The 22,509-nt window shown below is 63.7% G+C and carries 22 protein-coding genes and 1 tRNA gene; 3 read left to right on the top strand and 20 right to left on the bottom strand.

Translation table 11 applies throughout. The features are described 5' to 3' along the window. Positions 1-54: 54 nt before the first annotated feature. Complete coding sequence (locus tag G8O24_RS28680) at positions 55-975, bottom strand: septal ring lytic transglycosylase RlpA family protein (protein WP_188105232.1); 921 nt, start codon at positions 973-975, stop codon at positions 55-57. A gap of 797 nt (positions 976-1,772) precedes the next feature. Between G8O24_RS28680 and G8O24_RS45230 the strand changes: the two genes are divergently transcribed. Beyond that, positions 1,773-1,901 carry a hypothetical protein gene (locus G8O24_RS45230; protein WP_283815593.1) on the top strand — a complete coding sequence of 43 codons (129 nt, stop codon included), beginning with the start codon at positions 1,773-1,775 and terminating at the stop codon, positions 1,899-1,901. A gap of 28 nt (positions 1,902-1,929) precedes the next feature. Here G8O24_RS45230 and G8O24_RS28675 read toward each other — a convergent pair whose 3' ends face one another. Further along, positions 1,930-2,226 carry a hypothetical protein gene (locus tag G8O24_RS28675; protein ID WP_188105230.1) on the bottom strand — a complete coding sequence of 99 codons (297 nt, stop codon included), beginning with the start codon at positions 2,224-2,226 and terminating at the stop codon, positions 1,930-1,932. A 149-nt stretch (positions 2,227-2,375) separates the two neighbouring features. Here G8O24_RS28675 and G8O24_RS28670 point away from each other — a divergent pair, with 149 nt between their 5' ends. Continuing rightward, complete coding sequence (locus G8O24_RS28670) at positions 2,376-2,954, top strand: TIGR00645 family protein (RefSeq protein ID WP_188105228.1); 579 nt, start codon at positions 2,376-2,378, stop codon at positions 2,952-2,954. Positions 2,955-2,969: 15 nt separating this feature from the next. Here the strand turns inward: G8O24_RS28670 and G8O24_RS28665 are convergent, their stop codons facing one another. The 7 genes from G8O24_RS28665 to G8O24_RS28635 form a co-directional block, all read right to left on the bottom strand. After that, the gene (locus G8O24_RS28665; protein ID WP_188105226.1) at positions 2,970-3,302 is read right to left on the bottom strand and encodes a DUF1476 domain-containing protein; all 333 of its coding nucleotides are present in this window, start codon (positions 3,300-3,302) and stop codon (positions 2,970-2,972) included. 206 nt (positions 3,303-3,508) lie between these two features. After that, on the bottom strand, positions 3,509-3,700 hold the full coding sequence (locus G8O24_RS28660; RefSeq protein WP_188105224.1) for a hypothetical protein: 192 nt from the start codon (positions 3,698-3,700) through the stop codon (positions 3,509-3,511). A gap of 322 nt (positions 3,701-4,022) precedes the next feature. After that, positions 4,023-4,529: an SCO family protein gene (locus G8O24_RS28655; protein WP_244646035.1), complete on the bottom strand. Its 507-nt coding sequence runs from the start codon at positions 4,527-4,529 to the stop codon at positions 4,023-4,025. Positions 4,530-4,637: 108 nt separating this feature from the next. Continuing rightward, positions 4,638-5,747: an MBL fold metallo-hydrolase gene (locus tag G8O24_RS28650; RefSeq protein ID WP_188105220.1), complete on the bottom strand. Its 1,110-nt coding sequence runs from the start codon at positions 5,745-5,747 to the stop codon at positions 4,638-4,640. 432 nt (positions 5,748-6,179) lie between these two features. Continuing rightward, positions 6,180-7,271: a glycosyltransferase gene (locus G8O24_RS28645; RefSeq protein ID WP_188149104.1), complete on the bottom strand. Its 1,092-nt coding sequence runs from the start codon at positions 7,269-7,271 to the stop codon at positions 6,180-6,182. Between the two features lie 254 nt (positions 7,272-7,525). Continuing rightward, complete coding sequence (locus tag G8O24_RS28640; RefSeq protein WP_188105217.1) at positions 7,526-8,161, bottom strand: TetR/AcrR family transcriptional regulator; 636 nt, start codon at positions 8,159-8,161, stop codon at positions 7,526-7,528. Between the two features lie 93 nt (positions 8,162-8,254). Next, a complete protein-coding gene (locus G8O24_RS28635; protein ID WP_188105216.1) occupies positions 8,255-9,178 on the bottom strand; it encodes a hypothetical protein in 924 nt (307 codons plus the stop codon). Between the two features lie 720 nt (positions 9,179-9,898). Between G8O24_RS28635 and G8O24_RS28630 the strand changes: the two genes are divergently transcribed. Next, complete coding sequence (locus tag G8O24_RS28630) at positions 9,899-10,717, top strand: c-type cytochrome (RefSeq protein ID WP_244646034.1); 819 nt, start codon at positions 9,899-9,901, stop codon at positions 10,715-10,717. 132 nt (positions 10,718-10,849) lie between these two features. Here the strand turns inward: G8O24_RS28630 and darG are convergent, their stop codons facing one another. The 11 genes from darG to G8O24_RS28575 form a co-directional block, all read right to left on the bottom strand. Continuing rightward, positions 10,850-11,941, bottom strand: coding sequence for a type II toxin-antitoxin system antitoxin DNA ADP-ribosyl glycohydrolase DarG (gene darG / locus G8O24_RS28625; protein ID WP_188105212.1), 1,092 nt, complete (start codon positions 11,939-11,941; stop codon positions 10,850-10,852). A 1-nt stretch (position 11,942) separates the two neighbouring features. Then, on the bottom strand, positions 11,943-12,581 hold the full coding sequence (gene darT, locus G8O24_RS28620; protein WP_188105210.1) for a type II toxin-antitoxin system toxin DNA ADP-ribosyl transferase DarT: 639 nt from the start codon (positions 12,579-12,581) through the stop codon (positions 11,943-11,945). Between the two features lie 399 nt (positions 12,582-12,980). Further along, positions 12,981-13,070, bottom strand: a tRNA-Ser gene (locus tag G8O24_RS28615). Positions 13,071-13,417: 347 nt separating this feature from the next. Beyond that, positions 13,418-13,741 carry a hypothetical protein gene (locus tag G8O24_RS28610; protein ID WP_188105304.1) on the bottom strand — a complete coding sequence of 108 codons (324 nt, stop codon included), beginning with the start codon at positions 13,739-13,741 and terminating at the stop codon, positions 13,418-13,420. 224 nt (positions 13,742-13,965) lie between these two features. Next, positions 13,966-15,816, bottom strand: coding sequence for a dihydroxy-acid dehydratase (ilvD, locus tag G8O24_RS28605; RefSeq protein ID WP_188105208.1), 1,851 nt, complete (start codon positions 15,814-15,816; stop codon positions 13,966-13,968). Between the two features lie 157 nt (positions 15,817-15,973). Then, on the bottom strand, positions 15,974-16,849 hold the full coding sequence (locus G8O24_RS28600) for an ABC transporter permease (protein WP_188105206.1): 876 nt from the start codon (positions 16,847-16,849) through the stop codon (positions 15,974-15,976). Beyond that, entirely contained in the window at positions 16,846-17,775 is a 930-nt protein-coding gene (locus G8O24_RS28595; RefSeq protein ID WP_188105205.1) for an ABC transporter permease, read from the bottom strand. The genes G8O24_RS28600 and G8O24_RS28595 overlap by 4 nt, the downstream gene beginning before the upstream one ends. After that, entirely contained in the window at positions 17,775-18,767 is a 993-nt protein-coding gene (locus tag G8O24_RS28590; RefSeq protein WP_188105204.1) for an ABC transporter ATP-binding protein, read from the bottom strand. The genes G8O24_RS28595 and G8O24_RS28590 overlap by 1 nt, the downstream gene beginning before the upstream one ends. Next, entirely contained in the window at positions 18,764-19,747 is a 984-nt protein-coding gene (locus G8O24_RS28585) for an ABC transporter ATP-binding protein (RefSeq protein ID WP_188105202.1), read from the bottom strand. The genes G8O24_RS28590 and G8O24_RS28585 overlap by 4 nt, the downstream gene beginning before the upstream one ends. A 1-nt stretch (position 19,748) precedes the next feature. Beyond that, positions 19,749-21,386: an ABC transporter substrate-binding protein gene (locus G8O24_RS28580; RefSeq protein WP_188105201.1), complete on the bottom strand. Its 1,638-nt coding sequence runs from the start codon at positions 21,384-21,386 to the stop codon at positions 19,749-19,751. A gap of 28 nt (positions 21,387-21,414) precedes the next feature. Next, a complete protein-coding gene (locus tag G8O24_RS28575; protein ID WP_188105199.1) occupies positions 21,415-22,230 on the bottom strand; it encodes a sugar phosphate isomerase/epimerase family protein in 816 nt (271 codons plus the stop codon). Between the last annotated feature and the right edge of the window lie 279 nt (positions 22,231-22,509).

Genomic DNA, 22,509 nt, shown 5'->3' with positions numbered 1-22,509 from the left:
ACGGCGAGGCCGGAGATCCAGCACGGGCCGGTCATTGTGCGCTTTTTGGATTGCTTAGTAGAGGCCGCGGCCGGTGAGGATGCTGCGGGCTTCCGCTGCGCCGTCATCGGGACCACCGTCGCTGGCATAGCGGCCGTCCGCGTCATAGGACACCTGCCGGGCGTTCTGGAGCGCCCGGCCCCGGCCTCGGCTCGAAGCCGACATCTCCGAGGTCGCATTGATCGAGGCGACGTCGGCCGAGCTGTTGCCGAGACTGTAGGGCCGCCCCTCCGGCATCGGGACTTCGCCACGGATGGCGCCGCGCCCCGCCGACGGCAGCTCCGGCACGAAAGGCCTCGCCGAGGCAACCCGGACCATCGAGGGCGACGGCGCTGGAACGCCGGTGCGCAAGGTCGCGATCAGCTGGCGGTCGTCGGAGCCCTCCAGCGGCGCCCTGCCGACATATTCGACCCGGACCCTGGCGACGCCATTGCCTTTGAATTCAAGCAGTTCGGCAGCCTTGTTCGAGACATCGATGAGGCGGTTGCCATGATAGGGACCGCGATCATTGACGCGCACGACCAGCGACTTGCCGTTCGAGAGGTTGGTCACCCGCGCATAGGACGGCATCGGCAGGGTCGGGTGCGCCGCCGTGAGCGAGCCCATATCGAACACCTCGCCATTGGCGGTCAGGCGACCATGGAAATCGTCGCCGTACCAGGACGCCATGCCCTCGGCGCGGTAATTGACGTCCTCCTCCGGCACGTAAGTGCGGCCGGCCACCACATAAGGCTTGCCGACGCGATAGGTGCCGCCGCCCTTGGGAACGGGATCGCCCCAGGCCACGACGCGCGGGCTCGAGGACACGCCGTATTTGGGGTCGACCCGGCTGGCGAACTTGTTGGACGAGGCGCAATTGGCGAGCGCTAGGCAGGCGGTCACCACCGTAACGCATCGCGCGGCCCGCACCATCGAATCTGACCGTCGGATCCCCATTCGCCCCAAATACCAGTTTGCCGGAGCTCTATCCCGCCCGCTTGCCCACGGGGAGCGCCTTCCGGTCCTCACGCTCTGCGGCGGCCCACCACCGCCCCAGAGACGGTAACGATAACGCAACCCGAACACGGCGGAAATGGGGAGCCCGCAGCGTTCGCGCTGGGATGGTAAACAGGACGTATGGCATTCTCCGTTGATCTACGGAGCGCGAGGGTCTCGGCACCCGCTTTCTGTGCCAGTCCTGCACAAGCTGTTGCGCCAAAAGCTCACTCCACCCCTGATATCGCTGACGCCGCCGGAATTCTTTTGACTGTGCAAGGCCGCCCGCGTCTTCTCGCGTGCAGGGGCGGGATTGGAATTTAACGATGATCGAGACGGTTTCGGCACTGATGGGTCTGGTAAGCGCGGGGATCTTCCTGGCCCATGCGTTTGAAGGCTACCGCACGAGGGCCTGACGGCACTCGCGCGGGCGACATTGCATCACCTCTTCAGAACGGCACGTTCGGACAATTTTAATCAATCCGATCGAGCCTCGAAGGCGAGAGCAGCGGGTGTCCCATGCGCAAACATGATTTCGTATCCGACGGCTTTCTGGCTTTGACCGCTGGCGGTCTGGTGCTGTTGTGCTCGAGCCTTGTGGCGCTGGCCTTTAGCTGATCCTCATCACGCGCCCTGCTTTTTCAAATCGCTACGCTCCTGCGACGCAACATGACGCTGCTCCCGTTTAGTTGATTGAATTCTCGCGTGCGGTGCCTCGACCTAGATTTCAAGAGGCCACACCCATCAAGGTGACGCACATGCTCGCCGAGAAATTCTTCCTGGTTCTGGAATCGCTGATCCGCAGCGGCCGGACCTATCCCGACGGAAGCCCCCGGGTCATCAGCACCTCGCCGCACGTCCCGGTGACCCTGCCGGCTCGGAAATAGCCGCGCCTGCCCCTCTGGCGCGCATCGCTCAGCGCAGCCCCAAAGGCGAGCCGCGATAGCGGCTGTCGCGCGCCTCGCTCAGGCAGACGAAACTGCCATCGAAGCCTTGGGCATAGAGCTTCTGCCCCTTGCGGTAGTAGACGCCCTTGCGGAAATCCACCCACACCACCTTGTCGCCTGGGCAATAGCGCTGGGCCTGCGCCTCATCGCGGAATGGTGTCAGCGCAGTCGCCGACACTTCGGTGACGCTGCCGGCGCCGAGGACGATCGCCGCGCTCGCAACAGCGAGCCTGCCGAGCCGTTTGCCCAATCCGCTGCGCAGCACCGGCCCCCCTCTTCCCTGCTTGCCCGCCAGCCCGCACGGCTGCTGCCCGCCACAATAGCACGAGAGAGCGGTGAGCGGGCGTTGCATCTTCCTCCCGCCACCCCGGCGAGGTACATGAAGACGAGACCCTCTCGATGCGTGGATGTTGAATGTCAGCCGAGCCTGAAACCACCACCGGCCCCCGCCCGGCCTTGCCGCGCCTCGGTCTGTTGCCGATGATCATCTTCGGTTCGCGCTGGCTGCAGCTGCCGCTCTATCTCGGGCTGATCGTGGCGCAATGCGTCTACATCGTGCTGTTCCTCAAGGAGCTCTGGCACCTTGCATCGCATGCGCTCGAGCTCACCGAGCAGGACATCATGATGAGCGTGCTGGCGCTGATCGACGTCGTGATGATCTCCAACCTGCTGGTGATGGTCATCGTCGGCGGTTACGAGACCTTCGTCTCCCGGCTCGACCTGCAGGGCCATCCCGACGAGCCGGAATGGCTCGGCCACGTCAACGCCAGCGTGCTCAAGATCAAGCTCGCCATGGCGATCATCGGCATCTCCTCGATCGCGCTGCTGCGCACCTTCATCGAGGCCGGCAATCTCGGCTCGAGCCGCGCCAGCTTCACCGAGAACGGCGTGATGTGGCAGGTGCTGATCCACATCACCTTCGTGGTCTCGGCAATCGGGATCGCCTTCGTCGACAGGTTCAGCGACGCGACCGCGCGCAAGCATGCCGAGTGAGGCGCAGATCGAGATTCAATTGCCGGCCTGGCGCGACGCCGCCTCGAGCTGCGCCAGAGCCTGGTGCAGGCACTCCTGGAGTTTTTGCCCGACCTGCTCGCGCGTGATGCCCTTGGCGGCGAGATCGCTCGACACCTTGGCCAGCGTCTCGTCCATCGTCTGGTTGGCCAGATTGTCCGTGACCAGCGCTGTCGCATAAGCGGCCGCGGCATCGCCGCTGAACCCGAGCTGACCGGCGGCCCACAGCCCGAGCAGCTTGTTCGACCGGGCCGCGGCCTTGAACATGAGCTCCTCATCGTGGGCGAATTTGGCTTCAAAGCCCTGCTCGCGCTTGTCGAACGTGGTCATGGTCAGCTCCATTGCGCTATCGCTGATGGGATCCGGATGGGGAGCGAAAATCTCCGTGGTTCTCGTCAATTGCTGAGCATGTGAAGTTTCCGACCGAAGCCGGACGCCGTCAAGCCGCCGGCCGGCCTCGCGGCGGCGACGACGCCGGGACCAGCCACGGCTCCGCGAAAGTTCAACGGATTGAATGGTGGCTTCGGCGCGCCGCGTCAGCCTTTGGTCGCAGCCGCCTCTCGGGCCAGCCGCTCGGCCTTCAGCCGCTCGCGGTTGGCGTGGAACGCCTTCTGGGCTTCCTCATGGTCGCGCATGGCCTTCTCGGCCTCGATCCGGCGTGCCGCATCGCGCGCCTGGCGCTGTTCGGGGGTCAGGGGTTTGCGTCGGAAGGAAAGGTCTTCAGTCATGGCGAGGTAACGCCGGGGTGAGGAAAAAGTTCCGCACGCCGTCATCCACAGGGCATGCCATGGCGCCCGCCCAAATGCTCGAAAACAACCCCATGCACAGTAGACCGGGCCTGTCGAAACAAGGCCTGACCGTCCCCACATGGCGACTTCCGGCAAAACGATTTGACGTGTCGGGCAAAACAGTGGCATAATGCGATTATTCCGAAATCTGCCACCTCGGCACGATGATGTCGTCACGGATCGACGATCCGAGTCCGGCGCCTTCAGATCGCGACGAATCTGCGCTCGACGCTTTCGCGTCAGGTCCGGCTCTCGTTCCCAATCACTTCGCAAGATGCGTGCGCAGAACCTCCGCGAGTCGATCGGGCGCCGTCTGCGGTGGCATGAAGCCGAGATATTTCCCGTCGCGCCCCATCAGGTAAATCACGCCGGCATGATCGATCGCATAGTCGCCCGTGCGCTCGTCTCTCACCTTGGTGTAGAAGGCCTTGTAGGAATTGGCGACTTCACGAATCTGATCGGGCGTGCCGGTGAGGCCGATCAGGCTGGGATGGAACGCAGAGACGTACTGCGCCAAGACTTTATCGTCGCGCTCGGGATCGATCGTGATGAAGATCGGCTGCACCTCGCTGGCCAATGAACCGAGCTGGTCCAACGCAAGGGTGATCGCCTGCAGATCGCCTGGACAGACGTCCGGACAAAACGTGTAACCAAAATACACAATCAAGAGCTTGCCGCGAAATTCGCGGTCATCGCGCGACTTGCCAGTGTGATCGACAAGAGAAAACGGACCGCCGATCTGGCCGCGGCCGTACATCAAATCGTCCATCATTTGCGCGGCGGAGGGCTGTTTGTCTGCCGCAAGGCCGACGGAAGCCGCCAGGCACCCAGCAACCAAAACCGCCAATCCCCGCCTGCCGACCATGGCCGGACCGTCTCAGATCCCGAATGTAATTCGACTGCCGGTCGTCGTGGTCAGCACCTTGCCCGGCATTTGCCGCATGGCTTCTTCGGTAAAATTGAGGCCGCTGCAGTGCATCGGGATCAGCACATCCGGATTCAGCTTGGCAATCTCGCCGACCACGAGCTTGAGGTAGTCGGCCGGCGCCGGTCCAAGATGAAATCCTCCCATGATCGCATGGACCTTGTCGATTCCGGAAACCTCCATCGCCTGCCGCACCGAATTGACGATGCCGACATGGCCGCACGACGAAATCACGACCAGGCCTTTGTCCTTCAGATTGAAGCACGTGGCATGCTCGTGAATGTGTTCGTCGGGAACGATCTTTCCTTCCATTTCCGCCGGCAGATAGTGGCTGGCATTGCAGCCGGCGCCATCCTTCAATTTGAACTCGACGAGCGAGTTCGGAAGCACCTTCTCAATGCTGCTGCGCGTGATCTTGCCGGTCGTGAATGCAAGGCCGCCGATCACCACCGGTTGCTCGCACAGGACAACCTTCACATTCTGCTTGGCGAGGTCCCGGCGGTCGAGCATGCCGTAGTCGCTCAACTCGCCCTGCCCGCCCATCTTCACATATCGCTGACAGAAATTGTCTTCGCCGCCGGCATACATCGTGAGGTCGGCAGGCAACACGCGACGATGCTTGTCCAGGAACCCGAGCAGCCCACCCCAATGGTCGAAATGACCATGGCTCATGATCAGGCAGTCAATTCGGGAGGGATCGACCTTGAGCAATTCCATGTTGCCGTTGATCGTCTCGGGCGTCCAACCGAAGTCGAGAAGAAACGTACGCTTTTCGTCGCCGCGTTCCGGCTCCAGATAGAGCGAAAGGCCCCACTCGCTGTGCAGCGGCCGGCGCGAGTCGGACGAGCGTCCTGGCTCGGTTTTGACGCCGCCTACGGCCTGAGGTTTGAAGAAGATATCGCTAGCACTATCGACAAGCACACGAACGCTGAGCTTGTCGATGGTGGGAACCTCGATGGGTGCCGCACTCGCAACCTCGACACAGGAAAATCCGCCTGCAGCCGCGGCAAGCGTCAGACCAGCGGAAAATTTCAAGGCATCGCGTCGGCTGAATGTCGTCATCAGCGGGCTCCATGGGCAATTCAACAGGAGTCTAAATTTCAGAATGTCCGGATTACAGGCATAATCGATCGAGCTGTCAACGCCAGCCCGCGAACGTCCCAGCCGCCTAGAGCAGGATGATCAACTCAATGACCAAGAGGCCGGCCACGACCGCACAGCCGATCAGATAGCCTTTCATGAAGCCGGGAAGCTCCCCCGAGCCCGAGGGATCTATGAATTTGAAGCACAAAATGTCCTCCCACCGGTCCTGGGATTCCGGCGCGCGCGTTACGTATCAATCTGTTTCCGGACTGGCCCAAAATGGCCGCTGGACCGGTTGAACGAAGGGCGGCATGTGTGCGGGTGCCGGTGTTCGGCCGCACCGCAATTGGTTGAGCAACTAACCTCTTTCAAAAATCCTTGGAGACCGAGTGCCGCATGACGATCGCAAGCTTAACCGCACTCCGTCCGGGCCGTGCTGGAAAACTTTGCGCCTATCGGTCGCGAGCCCCTGCCCGGTCCTTCCGCCGCGGCATTCCTGCTCGCCAGGTCCTCAAGATCGGCGATCAAAGTAGTCCCCCGCAATTCGGCGTCGACGGCGTCGCCGAGGGCTCCGGCCGCTCTCCGAAACTCAGGCTCTGAGATCAGCCGATTAAGCGCAGCACAGATCTCGGTCGTTGCAGCCGTACGCGAGACTGCAAGGCCCGCGCCGCGTTCGGTCACCCGAACCGCGTTGTCCGCTTGATCCCGGCCATGCGGGACGATCAGCATGGGAATTCGATGCATGAGCGCTGCCATGACCGTTCCGTGCCCGCCATGCGTCACGACCAGCGAGGCGTCCCTCATGATTTCGAGATGAGGAGCGCTGCGGACCACGGCGGTGTTCTCGGCCGGCGTCAATTCATGCGGCTCGATCGCGCCGCCCAGCGTGACGAGCAGGCGGATCGGCAATGACGATGAGGCGTCGATCACCCGCTGCAAGACGGCAGCGTGGTTCTGAAAGCTGGTCGAGAATGCCGCGAGCACGAGCGGCCTGATGTCGTCGTTGTCCCAAGGCGACCGGAACGGCTCTGCCCAAATTGGGTCGCCGATGAGCGGGCCGGTATAGCGCATGTTGGGCCGAAGCACGGCGTTCTCGAAGTCAAAGGCCTTTGCCGTGCCGAGCCAATGTGCGGTCGCGGCACCGCATTGATCGGCAAGATGCGCGATCGGTTTCAGACCAAGCTTTGCGCGAGCTGCGTTCAGTTCAGGCAGGGCGGAATCGAGAATACCGGTCATTTCCGCGCGAGCCGCGTCCTGGACCGCGTGGTCCTCGGCGCTGCGCGCAATGCCGAGCCCTGAGCCGAGCGGCGCAATCCCGCGCAGTGGAAAGAAGCTGATCATTGTGCCCAGCAGCGCGAGCTTCTGGCCGATCGCCTCCGCACCGAGCATGGGCCCGAGCAGCATGTCGAAACAGACGACCAAATCAGCCGGCTCTTGCTGCAACTCTTCGATGGTGTCCTCGGCGTAGGCCAACGCGGACCCCGCAAGGAACTGCGCCACCATGCCGATGCCCTCCTTGTCGCTGACGCTCCAATCGGGCGGATCGTGCTCGCGAGCCCGGTCGGCGCGGTTGGGAGCGCGTTTCCACGACCTGAACTGGGCCCCGACGGCTGCCGCATCGGGACGATTGACGCCATCGCTCATCACGCGCACGCGATGTCCTGATGCAACAAGCTGCCGGACCACCGGCATGACAGGTGAAACATTGCCGCCGAGATGGGCGGTCGCGAACAGAAAATTCAGTGGACGACGCGTGATCATGCCGATGAGCTCCCCTTCCCTTGGATTGCGGACGCCTGCTTGAGCACGGCATCGACAAGCAGACGCATCATCCGCGCGGTCTCCGCGCGGGAGCGCGCCATGTCCCGCCGAGCGAGCTTCCAGACATAGACATCGGTGGCGGCGACGAGGGCGTCGAGTGTCCTTTCCCGCTCCGGCGGCGCAAGACGCCCCAGCCATGGAGCATAGGTCTCTGCCGTTATGTTGCGGTGTCGTTCGCGGCCGAGATCGAGCAGACGCTTCAACGGCGCATGACGTGGCTCCTGGGCGAGGTTGCGGATGACGCTATCGCCCCAGGTCTCGTAGACATCCATCAGCCGGTCGATCGCGGCCACGACGTCGCCGGGTGGCGTTGTTCGGTCGATGGCGATGGATGGAATGAAGTCGTCGACGAATGCCTCGAGCAGCCCATCCTTGCCGCCGAAGCGACGAATGACCGTCCGCACGTTGACGCCGGCACGCTCAGCCACCTCCTCCAGCGTCACCTCGTCGAACCATTGCCGACGCATGCTGTCGCCGAATGCATCGAGGATCTGGCGGGCCGTTTCCTCCGCAGCGTCGGCGCGGCTTGTTTGGCGGTAAGGCCGTGGGCTTTTGGCGCGACTCGATTTCATGCCACTATCATTGACATGAAAATGCGCGGCCCGCAAGTTTCATGTCGCTTTAGTTGACATTAAATTGCCGGCTCCCGCCGGATTGGCCGCCAATCAAACGGCAAGCTGGCGCCTTGCGTCCTCGTTCGGCTGCTTCGTCCACTCCTGCATGGCGACGAGATTGACGACGTCGTGCAAGTACATGCCGACGGCCAGGCCGCGATCGTAGCTCACCCAGTGCCGCGGGAGGATTTCGATGTTTCGGCCGCCCCGACCGACGATTCTGACGAGACCTGCCGCCTCCGCCGATTTCATCAGATTGCGGACGTGGGTTCGGGATACCCCGAAGCGGTCCGCAACATCCATGTAAGGAACTTGCGCCGCCAGATCGCCCGCATCGAGTGCCGCCTTCAGCAGCGCGTACTGGATCAGCGGTCCCGCAGCGTGAGCAAAGAACAGCAACGTGTCGGGAAGGGTCATCATGAGGCGGGCGCCGACAGCGGTGAACGGCAGGCAGGCGCGGCAATGCAGGGCATGAAAGGCGCGGTCTCGCGACAGCACAGGGCTGTAGTCGTGATCGGGATAGAGCCTGGCAAGCGGCACGTAATGGGCGGCCAGCCACTCGGTGTGATGCGAACGAAGCTTGTTCGTGGTCGCCAGGAGGCGCACGCGGCCATCGCCCGGGGCCCGGCTCTGCTCGATGAAGCCGACCTCGCAGAGCCGCGCCAGCAGGTGATCGATCTGGCGCGGGCTGGCATAGCCGAACATGGCCAGTTGCTGCTTCAGGGCGGCAACCGTGAACCAGGTTTCACGCCGCGACAGGTCCTGCGCGGCTTCGAGCACGGCTGCACAATGAAACACGAAAAATCGGCCGGCCTGGAGCAACAGACGAACCAGAAACGGATCGCCGCCGTACACCTCAGTGAAGCTATCGAGATAGGCGCGCCGAGCCTCCGGCAACCCGGGATGGTTCACGATGTCCTCGAAGCTCAGCCGCAAGCGGCGGCCGGCAAGGCGCTCGAGCTCGGCTCTTTCCAAGGCTGCCCCCAGTCTCGAATTCCGGAATGCTATAGGGCTGCGACAATCTGCGCAATGTTTTCCATACGGACCATGCCCGGGCCGGCTAGGTTGCCGGCGGCTGGAGGATTTTCACGAGAGCGGTTGTGTTCGGCGTTTTGCTCGCCGGCCTCGTGCGTTTTTGAAGCAGTCATTTGTTGGAGGAAATTGCATGGCGGAGACGCTAGACGCACTCTTGTGGTGCGCCGCGCTTGCGACGTGGCTCATGATGTTCTTCGCGATCGTCCGCGAGAGCGCGAAGAAGCTCACGCTTTTCATCCGCGCAAGAGCGGGCAGGCTTCGGCGGGCACCGCCCGACCGGCATCAGAACGCCGGCCGATGAGAGCGGTCGATCCCGCACATCGTGGCCAGCGCGGAGAACGCCGCCGTCGCGCCGGGAGCGGCTGGCTCATTTGACCAAACCGATCGATCTCGGCCTCCCCTGCCATGGGATCGATCGGCGTTTGGATCGTGCGGCTTGCGGAAGAGCGGCAGCGCCGCGAGGAGGCAATCTTGATATTCCCAGGAAGAATTTCGCTACGCGCATTGACCCTGATCGCAATCGCGTTTGCTGCGAGCAGCGATGGTTTCGCCCAGGATGGCGTTGGCTCATCCCATCCCCCGGCGTCTGACGGACTTCCCGCGTGGGCCTTCCTGTGGGACCCGACCGTCCAGGTGCCCCCACCCACCGACACGCCCAATATGCTTCCGGGAAGCACCGCTGCGTTCAGCTGGAAACAGGCGCGCGATCTTTTCGCCGCGCTCGACTGGCATCCGGACGCCCATCCGGCGATGCCTGATATTGTCGCGAACGGGCGCAAGCCCGACATTCGTGCGTGCGGATCCTGCCATCGTGTCGAGGGCACTGGCGGCCCCGAAAATGCCAGCCTTGCCGGCCTGCCCGTCGACTATTTCGTCCAGCAGATTGCCGACTTCAAAAGCGGCGCCAGAACGATGTCCGGGCCGCAACGAATCTCCACGCAAGTCATGATGGCGTCGGTCAGGAGCATGACGGACGCCGACATCAGCGCCGCGGCTGACTATTTCTCCGCGCTGAAGCGCAAGCGGGTCATCAAGGTCGTCGAAACGGACATGATTCCAAAAACCGGACCGTCGCGCCTGTTTTACGTCAGGAGCCCGGAGGGAGGACTTGAACCGCTCGGCCGGCGCATCGTCGAAATGCCCGACGATGTCGTTCAGTTCGAGCTCCGTGACTCGCGCGCGACATTCACCGCTTACGTTCCGCTGGGAAGCCTGGCGAAGGGAGAGGCGCTCGCCAAGACCGGCGGATCGGGCGTGACCGCCGCCTGCGGTCTCTGTCACGGACCGGACTTGAAGGGCGTCGACACCGTGCCCGGGATCGCAGGGAGATCGCCGACCTACATCATGCGCCAGCTCTACGAATTCCAGCACGGCAGCCGCGCGGGCGCCGCCAGCGCCCTGATGAAACCGACCGTCGAAAAGCTGTCGCAGGACGACATGATCGCTCTTGCGGCTTATGTGAGTTCGCTGGATCCGTGAACGAGGCGAACGCGAGCAGGTCTATCGGCTGGCCCATTCGGGCACTCTCGCCGAGCATCAGATTCGCAATGCAGCGCGGGTCGTAGACATCAGTCATTGTATGGCACGTCAAACGAGAAGAGAGAGAGACGTCTAATCCTTCAGCGAGGGAATTAGCTCTGCTTCTGCAAGCGACGACAGTGCAATCTGGATTGTTCGATCTTCGAACAACCTCAACTTTCGCTCGCCTGCTTCCTTCCCTCCCGGCCAGTTGGCAAGCCGCTTACGCACTGCGCTTACGTCCGGCTTAACGCCCGCCTCATTGACCAGCCAATCGACTGTCGCGAGAAGCTCCATTCCAAGCGGGGATTCGAAACCATCGATCAACTCGGAAGTCTTCTCAAGAGCCGTACGAAACTCCTTAGCCTCCGCCGTCGTCAGATAAGCTGCAACCTTATCCTTCTTCGAGTCGTCGAAACGAATAACATCGAAGGGTGCGGCATCCCCCAAGCGCTTGTCACAGTGCAAGTAGCTGCCATCGAGTCCGTTCAGGAGATGCTTTAAGTTTTCCGAATACGGGCCGAACTTTCGAGCCGCAAACTGAAACTTCATCGGATTGTCGAGGTTCAGCTTCACGGCGAAGCGCTCGAGAAAATATCCAAGTTTCTGTATTTCAAGAAGCGTGCAGTCAAACCCCAAAATCGCATATCGGCGAACCAATTCGGCTATGAGTGCTCTCGTGGGCGTTAGCTTTTCCACGCCGGTCCGCTTTGCCACGTTCTGATATTTTGCGGTTGGCTCGTAGACGATCACATCTACGTCGTTCAGTTCGCCAAGGACGGCCTCAATCTTCGAACGAACGTCCTTCCAGGCCAGTCCACCGTTGCCCGCCCCCAGCGGCGGCAGTGCAATGGACTTGACGCCCTTGTCCTTGATGAATTGCTTGAGATCTTCCAGTCCATGAACAATCCACTCAATCTTGGACGGGAAGCGCCAATGGGCTTTGGTGGGAAAGTTTACGATCCACCTGGGACCGAACATCTCCCCGACACGCTCAGTCACAAACATTTTGCCGACCTTGACTTCCTTCAGTAGACAAGCCGTTTCATATGCCTCGAAATTCTTCGGATATGCCTCCTTGAACATGAGCGCGACGCCCTTGCCCATCACGCCGACCGTGTTGACGGTATTGACGAGCGCTTCGGCGTCAGAGTCCAAAAGATTGCCTTGCGTAAAGCGGATCATGTCAAAGAAACCAGTCTCTACGAGTGACGATCTTCACCTTCTGGCCTTTCGAATCGCACAGGGCCTCAATCTCGGTCTTCACTGCATCGTTGTAGCAAGCAATCCCCGACAGCGCGCCGAGCGGCAATTTCTTGTGCACTAGCGCTTCCGCCTGATACTTCTCGAACTTGTCCATGTCGTCCTTCTTGAAATCCCTCACCTGCAAGACCGGCCAGATGATCCAATTCAAATTGGCCAAATCGTCCGAGAACTGCGCCAGCTTCAGGTAAGCGTGTCGGTCCGTGAACACGAAAGGGATGCCAATTTCCTTCAGGTAGTGAAGCGACGCGATTAAAATCACGATCTCTTCGATTGGCTTCTTTGGAATACCGTTGTACCCGGTCTTGATGTTGTAGAGCATCGGACTGTACGGCGTGAAGTAGAACGGCACGTAATCGCCAAGCGTTCCACCCGGCCCGCACGGCACCGGGTGCGCCTTGCGTTTAGAGATCAGCTCTTGGTTACCGATCTCAGCATATTTTGAGTTACCGGCGTCGTTTGCGCATATGCATCCGCCATCGTTCAACACCTTCTCGACGTTGCTTTTGTGGCAAATCCGAAAAATGAACGCGCTCTGGGGATTTAAGAGATCCTTGGACATCGCAGCGACCATACGCCGATGCCGCTTCTAGACGAAACACGACGTTCTCCCGTATTCACAGCGTCATCACCCCACTGCAAAGCTTTCCCCTTTGAGAACAAACTACGAACACGTTAAGATTCGGTCAATAGGGAACCGGTTGGGTCGTTTCCCCTCCCATCGCATTTACCATGATCAATACCGCGCAAAAACTCACCCCCTCAAGTTGCCGCGCTGCGTCGTCAACCCCGAAGCGCGAAGGGGCGCGCCTTGGGCGGGCGGGGTTGACGGCGAACGCGCGTGCCGAGCCCGCGCCATGAAGGCGTGGAGTGACCCTGAAAATCCGTTCGGCATGAGGTTGTCACCCATGTCTTAGGTACAACCTGTTACCTATGTCTTCAGGCCGGACAATTGAGATGCTGGCGGAAGGGGTGGGATTCGAACCCACGGTACCCTTGCGGGCACGCCGGTTTTCAAGACCGGTGCCTTAAACCACTCGGCCACCCTTCCAAAGCCCGGACTGAAAGTCCGGAATGGCTGTCGCTTAACGCAGTCGGCCGGGCAAGGCAACGCGAAGTTGGGGCTGTTCGCATCGGCTTGCCGGCAAAGGCGCCCTGTCAGGTGGGCGTCAGGGCGATCCTCTAATTTTGAGCGAAGCTTGGTTGCATTGGCAACCGCGCGCTCAGCCAGCCCCGACATTGGCGGCACCGCCCAGGGCGTCGCTGGTCGCGAGGCCCGGGTGGATTCGCCTCCATATCCGGGCCTCGTTTGGCTTCGTCCGCAAAAGAAAACGCGGCGCCTCCGAGGGGAAGCGCCGCGCGAGATCTTCTTTGTTGTGCTGGTCTCGGTGCGTCGGCCTAGTAGCCGCAGGACGCGCAGCCCGTCTGCACCGGCGCGTAATAGGAATAGCCCGGCGACACCATCTCGACGCGCTGGCGCGTCGCATATTGCGGCGGGATGCGCTCGTACTGGACACCCGGCGGCGCCACCATCACGGTCTGCGGCACCATCACGGTGCGGTACTGCGCCGGCGTGCGGTGCGCGACGACCGAGCCCGGCGACACCATCACGGTCTCGTCGACGGTGCGGTATTGCGGCGCGACGTATTGCTGCTGGTAGCAGGTCGTGCACGGCGGCGGCGCGTAGCAATTGTAGCAGCCGGCGGAGGCCGCGCCCGTCATGGACATCGCGGCGACGGCGGTTGAGAAGACGACGGCAAGAGTACGAGACATGTCGGTGGTGCCCCAGTTGACCGAAATGGATTCAGCGAAGGTCGTGCGCAGTATACGCCGCAAAACCCTGCTCTGCCGAAGTTCGTCGGGGCATCCTTAATGCGAACGGCCGGCTTGCGCCGGCCGCTAACCAGTCGTTGACCATCCGCGCGAGGAGCGGATGCATCGCGCGCTTACTTCGAGCGCCGCTTCACCTCGCGCACCGCGCCGCGCGCGGCGCTGGTGGTGAGCGCGGCATAGGCCTGCAGCGCCGTCGAGACGTTGCGCTTGCGCCCCGTCGCCTGCCAGGCGGCATCGCCCTTCGCCTCCTCCGCGGCGCGGCGCTTGGCGAGCTCCTCGTCGGAGACCTCCAGCGTGATGCTGCGGTTGGGGATGTCGATGGCGATGATATCGCCGGTGCGCACGAGGCCGATATTGCCGCCTTCGGCCGCTTCCGGCGACAGATGACCGATCGACAGGCCGGACGAGCCGCCGGAGAAGCGACCGTCGGTGACGAGCGCGCAGGCCTTGCCGAGGCCCATCGATTTCAGATAGCTGGTCGGGTACAGCATCTCCTGCATGCCGGGGCCGCCGCGCGGGCCTTCATAGATGATGACCACGACCTCGCCGGCAACGACCTTGCCGCCGAGAATGCCTTCGACGGCGGCGTCCTGACTCTCGAACACGCGCGCGGGGCCGGAGAACTTCAGGATCGAAGAATCGACGCCGGCGGTCTTCACGATGCAGCCGTCCTGCGCGAGGTTGCCGTACAGCACGGCGAGGCCGCCGTCCTTGCTGAAGGCATGCGCGAGATCGCGCACCACGCCCTTCTCGCGGTCGGCATCGAGCTCGTCGTAGCGGCGTTCCTGGCTGAAGGCGACTTGCGTGGGGATGCCGCCCGGCGAGGCGCGGTAGAAGGTCCTGACCGCTTCGCTCTTCGAGCGCTTGATGTCCCAGCGCTCCAGCGCCTCGTTCATGGTCGGGGCGTGCACGGTGGAGACCGAGGTGTCGATCAGGCCGGCACGGTCGAGCTCGCCCAGAATGCCCATGATGCCGCCGGCACGATGCACGTCCTCGACATGGACGTCGGCAACCGAGGGCGCGACCTTGCACAGCACGGGCACGCGGCGCGACAGGCGGTCGATGTCCTGCATGGTGAAGGCGACCTGCCCTTCATGGGCGGCGGCGAGCAGATGCAGCACGGTGTTGGTCGAGCCGCCCATGGCGATGTCGAGCGTCATCGCGTTCTCGAACGCCTTGAAGTTGGCGATGTTGCGCGGCAGCACGGAGGCGTCGTCCTGCTCGTAATAGCGGCGGACGAGATCGACGATGGTGTGGCCGGCCTCGACGAACAGGCGCTTGCGGTCGGCATGGGTTGCGACCACCGAGCCGTTGCCGGGCAGCGCGAGGCCCAGCGCCTCGGTCAGGCAGTTCATCGAGTTGGCGGTGAACATGCCCGAGCATGAGCCGCAGGTCGGGCAGGCCGAGCGCTCGATCACCTTGACGTCGTCGTCACTGACCTTGGAGTCGGCCGCCGCAACCATGGCGTCGATCAGGTCGACCGCCTTGGTCTTGCCCTGCAGCTTGACCTTGCCGGCTTCCATCGGCCCGCCCGAAACGAACACGGCGGGGATGTTGAGCCGCAGCGCTGCCATCAGCATGCCGGGCGTGATCTTGTCGCAATTGGAGATGCAGACGAGGCCGTCGGCGCAATGCGCATTGGCCATGTACTCGACGCTGTCGGCGATCAATTCGCGCGACGGCAGGCTGTAGAGCATGCCGTCATGGCCCATGGCGATGCCGTCGTCGACCGCGATGGTGTTGAACTCCTTGGCGACGCCGCCGGCCTGCTCGATCTCGCGGGCAACCAGCTGGCCGAGGTCCTTGAGGTGGACGTGGCCGGGCACGAACTGGGTGAAGGAGTTGACGACCGCGATGATCGGCTTGCCGAAATCGCCATCCTTCATGCCCGTCGCGCGCCAGAGGCCGCGTGCGCCCGCCATGTTGCGGCCGTGGGTGGTGGTGCGGGAGCGATAGGCTGGCATGGCGTTTCCGTCCTCGGGTTGGGGCCGGAGCGGGAAAAGGACAGCCGCCTCAGGCCTTTCCGGCCGGATAGCGCACGGGGGCATCAGGTGCAACGGGAACTTGCCCCGAAACCACCCGGATTGGCCTGGCGCAGGCCTCCCCTGCTCCCCGTGCGGCCTATTGCAGGGTCGGATCGAGCTTGTCGCGCAGCCAGTCGCCGATCACGGAGACCGCGAGCGTCGTGACGACGATGGTCGTGGCCGGCGCCAGCATGATCCAGGGCGCCCGGGTCAGGTACTCCCGGCCATAGCCGACCATGTTGCCGAGGCTGGTCATCGGCGGCTGCACGCCGAGGCCCAGGAAGGACAGGCCTGATTCCATCAGGATCACCTCGGGGAAGACCAAGGTGGTCGAGACGATCAGGGTCGAGGCGATGTTGGGCAGGATGTGGCGCAGGTAAATCCGCGAAGGCCGTGCGCCGAGCTGGCGGACCGCGGCGGCGTAACCTTGCGCATTGGCGGAAATGGCAAGGCCGCGGGCGATGCGGGCGTAGCGCTCCCAGCCGAACAGGCCCATCAGGCCAATCAGAAGCGGCAGCGAATTGCCGAAGAAGGCAAGCACGGCGAGGGCCATGATCAGGAACGGCATGCTGGCCTGGAAGTCGGTCAACATCAGCACGAGCTGCTCGACCAGCCCGCGGAAATGCGCGGCGAGGAAGCCGAGCGTGGTGCCAACCACAGCCGAGATCGCGGTCGCGCCGAAGGCGATCAGCAGCGAGATGCGGATCGAGACCAGGAGCCGCGACAGCACGTCGCGGCCGAGCTCGTCGGTGCCGAGCCAGTGCGCGACATTGCCGGGCGCCGACAGCCGGTTGCGCAGGTCGAGCTGGGTGTAGCCATAGGGTGCGATCTTCTCGGCGAGCGCGGCCACCACCAGCATCGCGATGATCCAGGCGATCGCGAGCGCCACGGAGAGCGGGATCGCCGGCAGGCTGATGCGGCGGCGAACGCCAGATCCTAGTTTTGACCCGTCCTTCAACGTCGTGTCGGTCACGCGTGTGCCCCTTTGGCGCGCAGGCGCGGATCGAGGAAGCCGTAAAGGAAGTCGACGATCAGGTTCGATGTCACCATCGTCAGCGCGACGAGGAGCAAAATGCATTGCACGACGGCGAGGTCGCGATTGGCGACGGCGACGACGAGGAGGCGCCCTACTCCCGGCCAGGCGAACACGCTCTCGACCACGACCGCGCCGGCGATCAGCGTGCCCACCATGAAGCCGAGGATGGTTACGGTCGGGATCGCCGCATTCGGCAGTGCATGCGATGTCACCACCATGCGCCAGGGCACGCCCTTGGCGGAGGCGGTGCGGATATAGGGCTGGCCCAGCACTTCCAGCATGGCGCTGCGGGTGAAGCGCGCCAATACGGCCGCGCCGCCGAGGCTGAGCGTCGCGATGGGCAGGATCGCGTGGCGCCAGCTGTCCTGCCCGCCCGACGGCAGCCAGCCGAGCTGCACGGCGAACACCAGCACCAGGAGCAGTGCGAGGACAAAACTCGGCACGGTGAAGCCGGCGACCGCGGTCATCATCACGGCACGGTCGATCGCGGAGCCCCGATGCAGCGCGGCGTAGATACCGGCGGGAATGCCGAGTGCGACCTTGAGCAAGAAGGCCGGCACGGTCAGCGCGAGCGTGGCCGGGATGCGCTCCAGCACCAGCTCGATCGCGGGCCTTCCGTCGCGCATGGAGCGTCCGAGCTCGCCCTTGGCGATAGCGCCGAAATAATCGAGATACTGGAACCAGATCGGATCATCGAGACCCCAGGCCTTGCGGAAGGCCGCAAGCACCTCCGGCGGCGCTTCGGGTCCCAGGATCATCAGCGCCGGATCGCCTGAAAGCCGCAGCACGACGAAGGCGAAGGTGACGACGAGCACGATCGTCAGCGCCGCGCGTCCGATGCGAATGGCGAAATAGCGTCCCATCACGCCGCGTCCCGCGTCTGGACGTGCGGCCCCGTCACGAGATGGCAGGCGACCTGCCTGCCATCTCCGATGGCGGAGAGAACAGGCACCTCGCTGGCGCAGCGCGCGAGCGCGCGCGGGCAGCGCGGATGAAAGGCGCAGCCGTTGGGGCGCGCGGCCGGGTTCGGCGGATCGCCTGACAGCACGATGCGGCCGGCGCTGCGCCGGCCGGGTGCGGGCGACGCTGACACCAGCGCCTGCGTATAAGGGTGCTCCGGCCGCGCGAACAGATCGTCTGCGCTGCCGATCTCGACGATACGGCCGAGATACATGACCGCAACGATAGTGCTGATCTGCCTGATAACGCGCAGATCATGACTGATGAACAGCAGCGTCAGCGAGAGCCGGGCCTGGAGATCGCAGAGCAGGTTCACCACCTGAGCCTGGATCGAGACGTCGAGCGCGCTGACCGGCTCGTCGCAGACGAGGAAGTCCGGCTTGGTCGCCAGCGCGCGCGCCAGCACGATGCGCTGGCGTTGGCCTCCGGACAGCGCCCCGGGATAACGCGCCCCATGGGCCGGCGTCAGCTCGACCGCCCGGAGCAATTCGCGGACGCGATCCTCGCGCTCGGCCACTGTGCCGATGCCGTGGATATCCAGCGGCTCGCGGATCTGGCTTGCGACCGGCAGGCGTCGGTCCAGCGCGCCGAGCGGATCCTGGAAGATCATCTGCATGCGGGCACGCTGGGTGCGCCACGCCTGTGTCCCCAGCGCGGCCATCGGCTTGCCGTCGAACCTGACATCACCCCGGTCGGGCGGCTCGAGCCCGAGCACGATGCGCCCCGTCGTGGACTTGCCCGAGCCGGACTCGCCGACGAGACCCAGCGTCTCGCCCTTGGGGATGCTCAGCGACACGCCGTCGACGGCATGCACGGCCGTGGCGCGGCCGAACATTCCGGAGCGCATTGAATAGCTGCGCGAGATCGCGGATACCTCGACGAGCGGGGCGCTCATTCCGCGGCAATTCCGAGCAGCGCGCGGCGTGAGGCCTCGGCCCGGATGCAGGCGACGGCGCGATCGTCGGCAATCGGTGCGAGCGTCGGAGCCGTGGCGCCGCAAGCTTCGGCGGCCAGCGCACACCGCGGCGCGAAGGCGCATCCGTCTGGCATCTGCGCGGGATCGGGCACGGTGCCCGGAATGGCGATCAGGCGGCGACGCGGTCCGTCAAGCGGCGGCAGCGCGCCGATCAGGCCCTGCGCATAGGGATGCAGCGGGTCGGCAAAGAGCTGGTTCGCCGGCGCCTGCTCGACGATGCGACCGGCATACATCACCGCGACCCGATCGCAATTTTCGGCGACGACGCCAAGATCGTGGCTGATCAGGACCATCGCCATGTTCATCTCGCGGCGGATGGTGGAGAGCAGTTCCAGGATCTGCGCCTGAATGGTGGCGTCGAGTGCCGTGGTCGGCTCGTCCGCGATCAGCAGATCAGGATTTCCGGCCAGCGCCATCGCGATCATGATGCGCTGGACCTGGCCGCCGGAGAATTCGTGCGGATAGGCGGACAGCCGCCGCGCCGCATCGGGAATGCCGACGAGGCCAAGCAGCCGCAATGCTTCGGCCTTCACCGCCTCGCCGGAGAGATCGCGGTGCAGCGCCAGCGCCTCGCAAAGCTGCTTGCGGATGGTCAGCACCGGATTAAGCGCACTCGCCGGGTCCTGGAAGATCATGGCGATGCGCCCGCCCCTGATCCGGTCGAGCTCGGAAGCCGCTGCGCCCAGCAATTCGCGCCCGTCGAGACGAACCGAGCCCGAGACCTTTGCATGCCGCGGCAACAGACCGAGTGCGGCAAGCCAGGTCACCGACTTGCCCGATCCGGACTCGCCGACGAGGCCCAGGGCCTCGCCTTTCTGCAACGTCAGTTCGATGCCGCGCAGGACCGGCGCGCCGCCAAAGGCGACGCTGAGGCCCTGGATGCTGACCAGCGGCGTCACCTCAGGCCTCGAAATTGCCGGCGCGGAAGTCCATCGCGAACGCCGGCGCCGCCTTCCATTTGATCGACTTCGGCTTGGCCGTGAAGGTCGCGTTCTGGTGCAGCACCGTGTAGGCGGGATCCTCGCGCTCGGCGATCTCCAGCATGCGGTGAAACGCCTTCTTGCGCGCCGCGCGGTCGGTCGACGTCTCCAGGAACTCGGAGAGCTTGTTCAGCTCGGCGTTGGTCCATTCGCCGATCTGCTGCTGCTGGCCGTTGGGGCCGTGCTGGGCAACCAGCGACGAGACCGGATCGTTGAACGCCGCCGAATTCGACCAGTCACGCACGGCCCGGGACGGCGCGCGCTCCATGATCTGCGACCAGTTCTCCTTGGTCTCGATCTGCACGTTGAGGCCGACCGACTTCCACATCTCGACCAGCACCTGAGCGGTCGCGACCTGGTTGGTGTAATAGTTGTTGAGCAGCCGGTACGGGATCGGATCGCCCTTGTAATTGGCCTGCTTGAGCAGCTCCTGCGCGAGCTTGGGATCGTAGGCCGGCACATCCCAATCGGCGTTGAACATGTCGCCGTAGAACTCCCATTGCAGGCCCTTCGGCACGCGGGTGCGGCCGGCCCACAGGCTGTCGACGATGGCCTGGCGGTCGATCGCATGGGTGAAGGCGCGCCTGACAAGCGGATTGGCGAGCACGGCGTGGTTCTTGTCGAACACGGTCAGACGGTGATTGAGGATGGTGCCGCCCTGCACTTCGAAGGCGGAATTCTTCTCGATGCCGGCGATCTGGTCCGGCGGGATGTCGCAGGCGAACTGATATTCGCCCGACAGGAGCCCGTTGATGCGGCTGGCGACCTCAGGCACTTCAAGGAAGCGGATGCGCTTGAGCGGCGGACGGCCGCCCCAATATTCGTCGTGGGCTTCCAGCGTCAGCGACACATCGGGCTTGAGCTCGACGACCTTGTAGGGACCGGTCGTGACAGGCTTGCGCGCCCAGTCGAGATAGCTGGCGGATTCGTCCCAGGCGCGGCGGTTCATGATGTCGGAGCCGTAGCGCGACAGCCGGCCCTCGATGGTGATGTCGGGCGTCGCGTTGTAGAAGCGCACCGTGTATTTGTCGACGGCATCGACGCGAACGAGGTCCGGCCAGATGCGGCGTGCGACGGCGGGCACGTCGGGCGGCAATTCCTTGCCGGGCTTCGGCATCGGAATCTTTTCGAAGGCCTGGATGGTGGTGCGGCTCTTGGCCTCGGTCTCGCCGAACATGCGCTCGCGGCTGAAGGTGAAGACGACGTCTTCGGCCGTGAGCTCGTCGCCATTGTGGAATTTCACGCCCTGGCGCAGCTTCACCTCGACGGTCTGGTCGTCGATGCGGCGCCATTCGGTGGCAAGGCCCGGCACCGCTTCGAGACTGCCGCGCCAGTTCTTGGAGATCAGGCCCTCCCAGATCGAAGAGAAGAACACGCGCTCGCCGACATTGGACTGCTCGCGCAGCACATCAAGCACGTTGGCGTTCGTCACCTTCTGCACGGCAATCGTCACCGACGGGCGGTTGTCGGCCTGCCCGATCGCAAAGCGCGGCAGCAATAGCGTGCCGGCGGCAGCGCCGCCTGATTTCAGGATGGTGCGACGAGTGAGCTTGCTCATGGCGGTGACCCCTGCCCTGTGACGTCGATTATTCGGCAAGCCCGAGCGCGGCGAGATGCGCTGCGCCCTTGCGGACGTCGTCGTGATTGCGCAGCTCGAGAATGAGCCGCGGGTCGGACGTCAGCCGGCTCAGTGCGCGGAACACGGCGACCCAGGGAATGTTGCCTTCGCCCGGCGCCCAGTGCCGGTCGGCAAAGCCGTCGGTGTCCTGGAGGTGCACATGCGTCAGCATGTCGCCGGCGGTCTCGACGTAATAGTCGACCGGCGGCGCACCGGTAGAGATGTGGGCGTAATTGGCGTGGCCGGTATCGAGGGAGACGCGGACCTTGCTGCTTTCCAGCGCCTTGGCGAGACGGACGCGGTCGCGCGGATCCTTGTCCTCGATGTTCTCGATGACGATCTCGCAGCCGATGTTTTCTGCGCGCGCGATCACCTCGGCCAGCGTTGCCTTGACGCGTTCGACGATGTTGGCGCGGTTGTCAGGATAGAGATCGAGATTGTTGTGGTCCCAGGTCGTGAACGGCGAGTGCACCACCATCTGGGTCGCGCCGAGGAATTCAGCGGCATCGAGGCCCTGAAGCAGGCGCCTGGTCACCGCCTGGCGGATCGTCGGATCGTGGCTGTCGATCTTGAAGCCCCAGAACGGACCGTGGATGCCGAGGCGCCCGGTGTGGCCCGCGAGCATCTGCTTGATCTCGGTCGCAGCGCTGCGCCAGTCGCCGTCGAGCAGATCAGCGCGGAAAAAATCCTGGATTTCGAGATCGCGTTGCCGTTCGAGGAGCCAATCGCGGTGGGCGGGGATCGATTTGATGGACAGTGCGGCGCCCAACACCGGCTTCGACATGGCGTGCTCCCTCGACGTCGACGATGACAGGAGCAGCGCTAGACCAGTTCAATGACAGTCCGGTGAAATGCAGGTTCGCAAACCGCTGAAGATGTGGACATCCGGTCGCGTGCCGGCATCGATTTGGCGCGCGCAAACGCATGCATCTGCGCGCGGATCAAGCCTGATTGTGCCCGTAGTGATCCGGAATGGAATCCTAACCATAACCCGCGTACATCGCACGACATCGATCGGCGGCCACTTCCACGGGCATCACCCTCTGATCGCGCACTATGGGGT

It is taken from the genome of Bradyrhizobium campsiandrae, assembly GCF_014529705.1.
Classification (GTDB): Bacteria; Pseudomonadota; Alphaproteobacteria; order Rhizobiales; family Xanthobacteraceae; genus Bradyrhizobium; species Bradyrhizobium campsiandrae.
The sequence above is the reverse complement of the archived record's forward strand: the minus strand, read 5'-3'. Positions and strand labels throughout refer to the sequence as shown.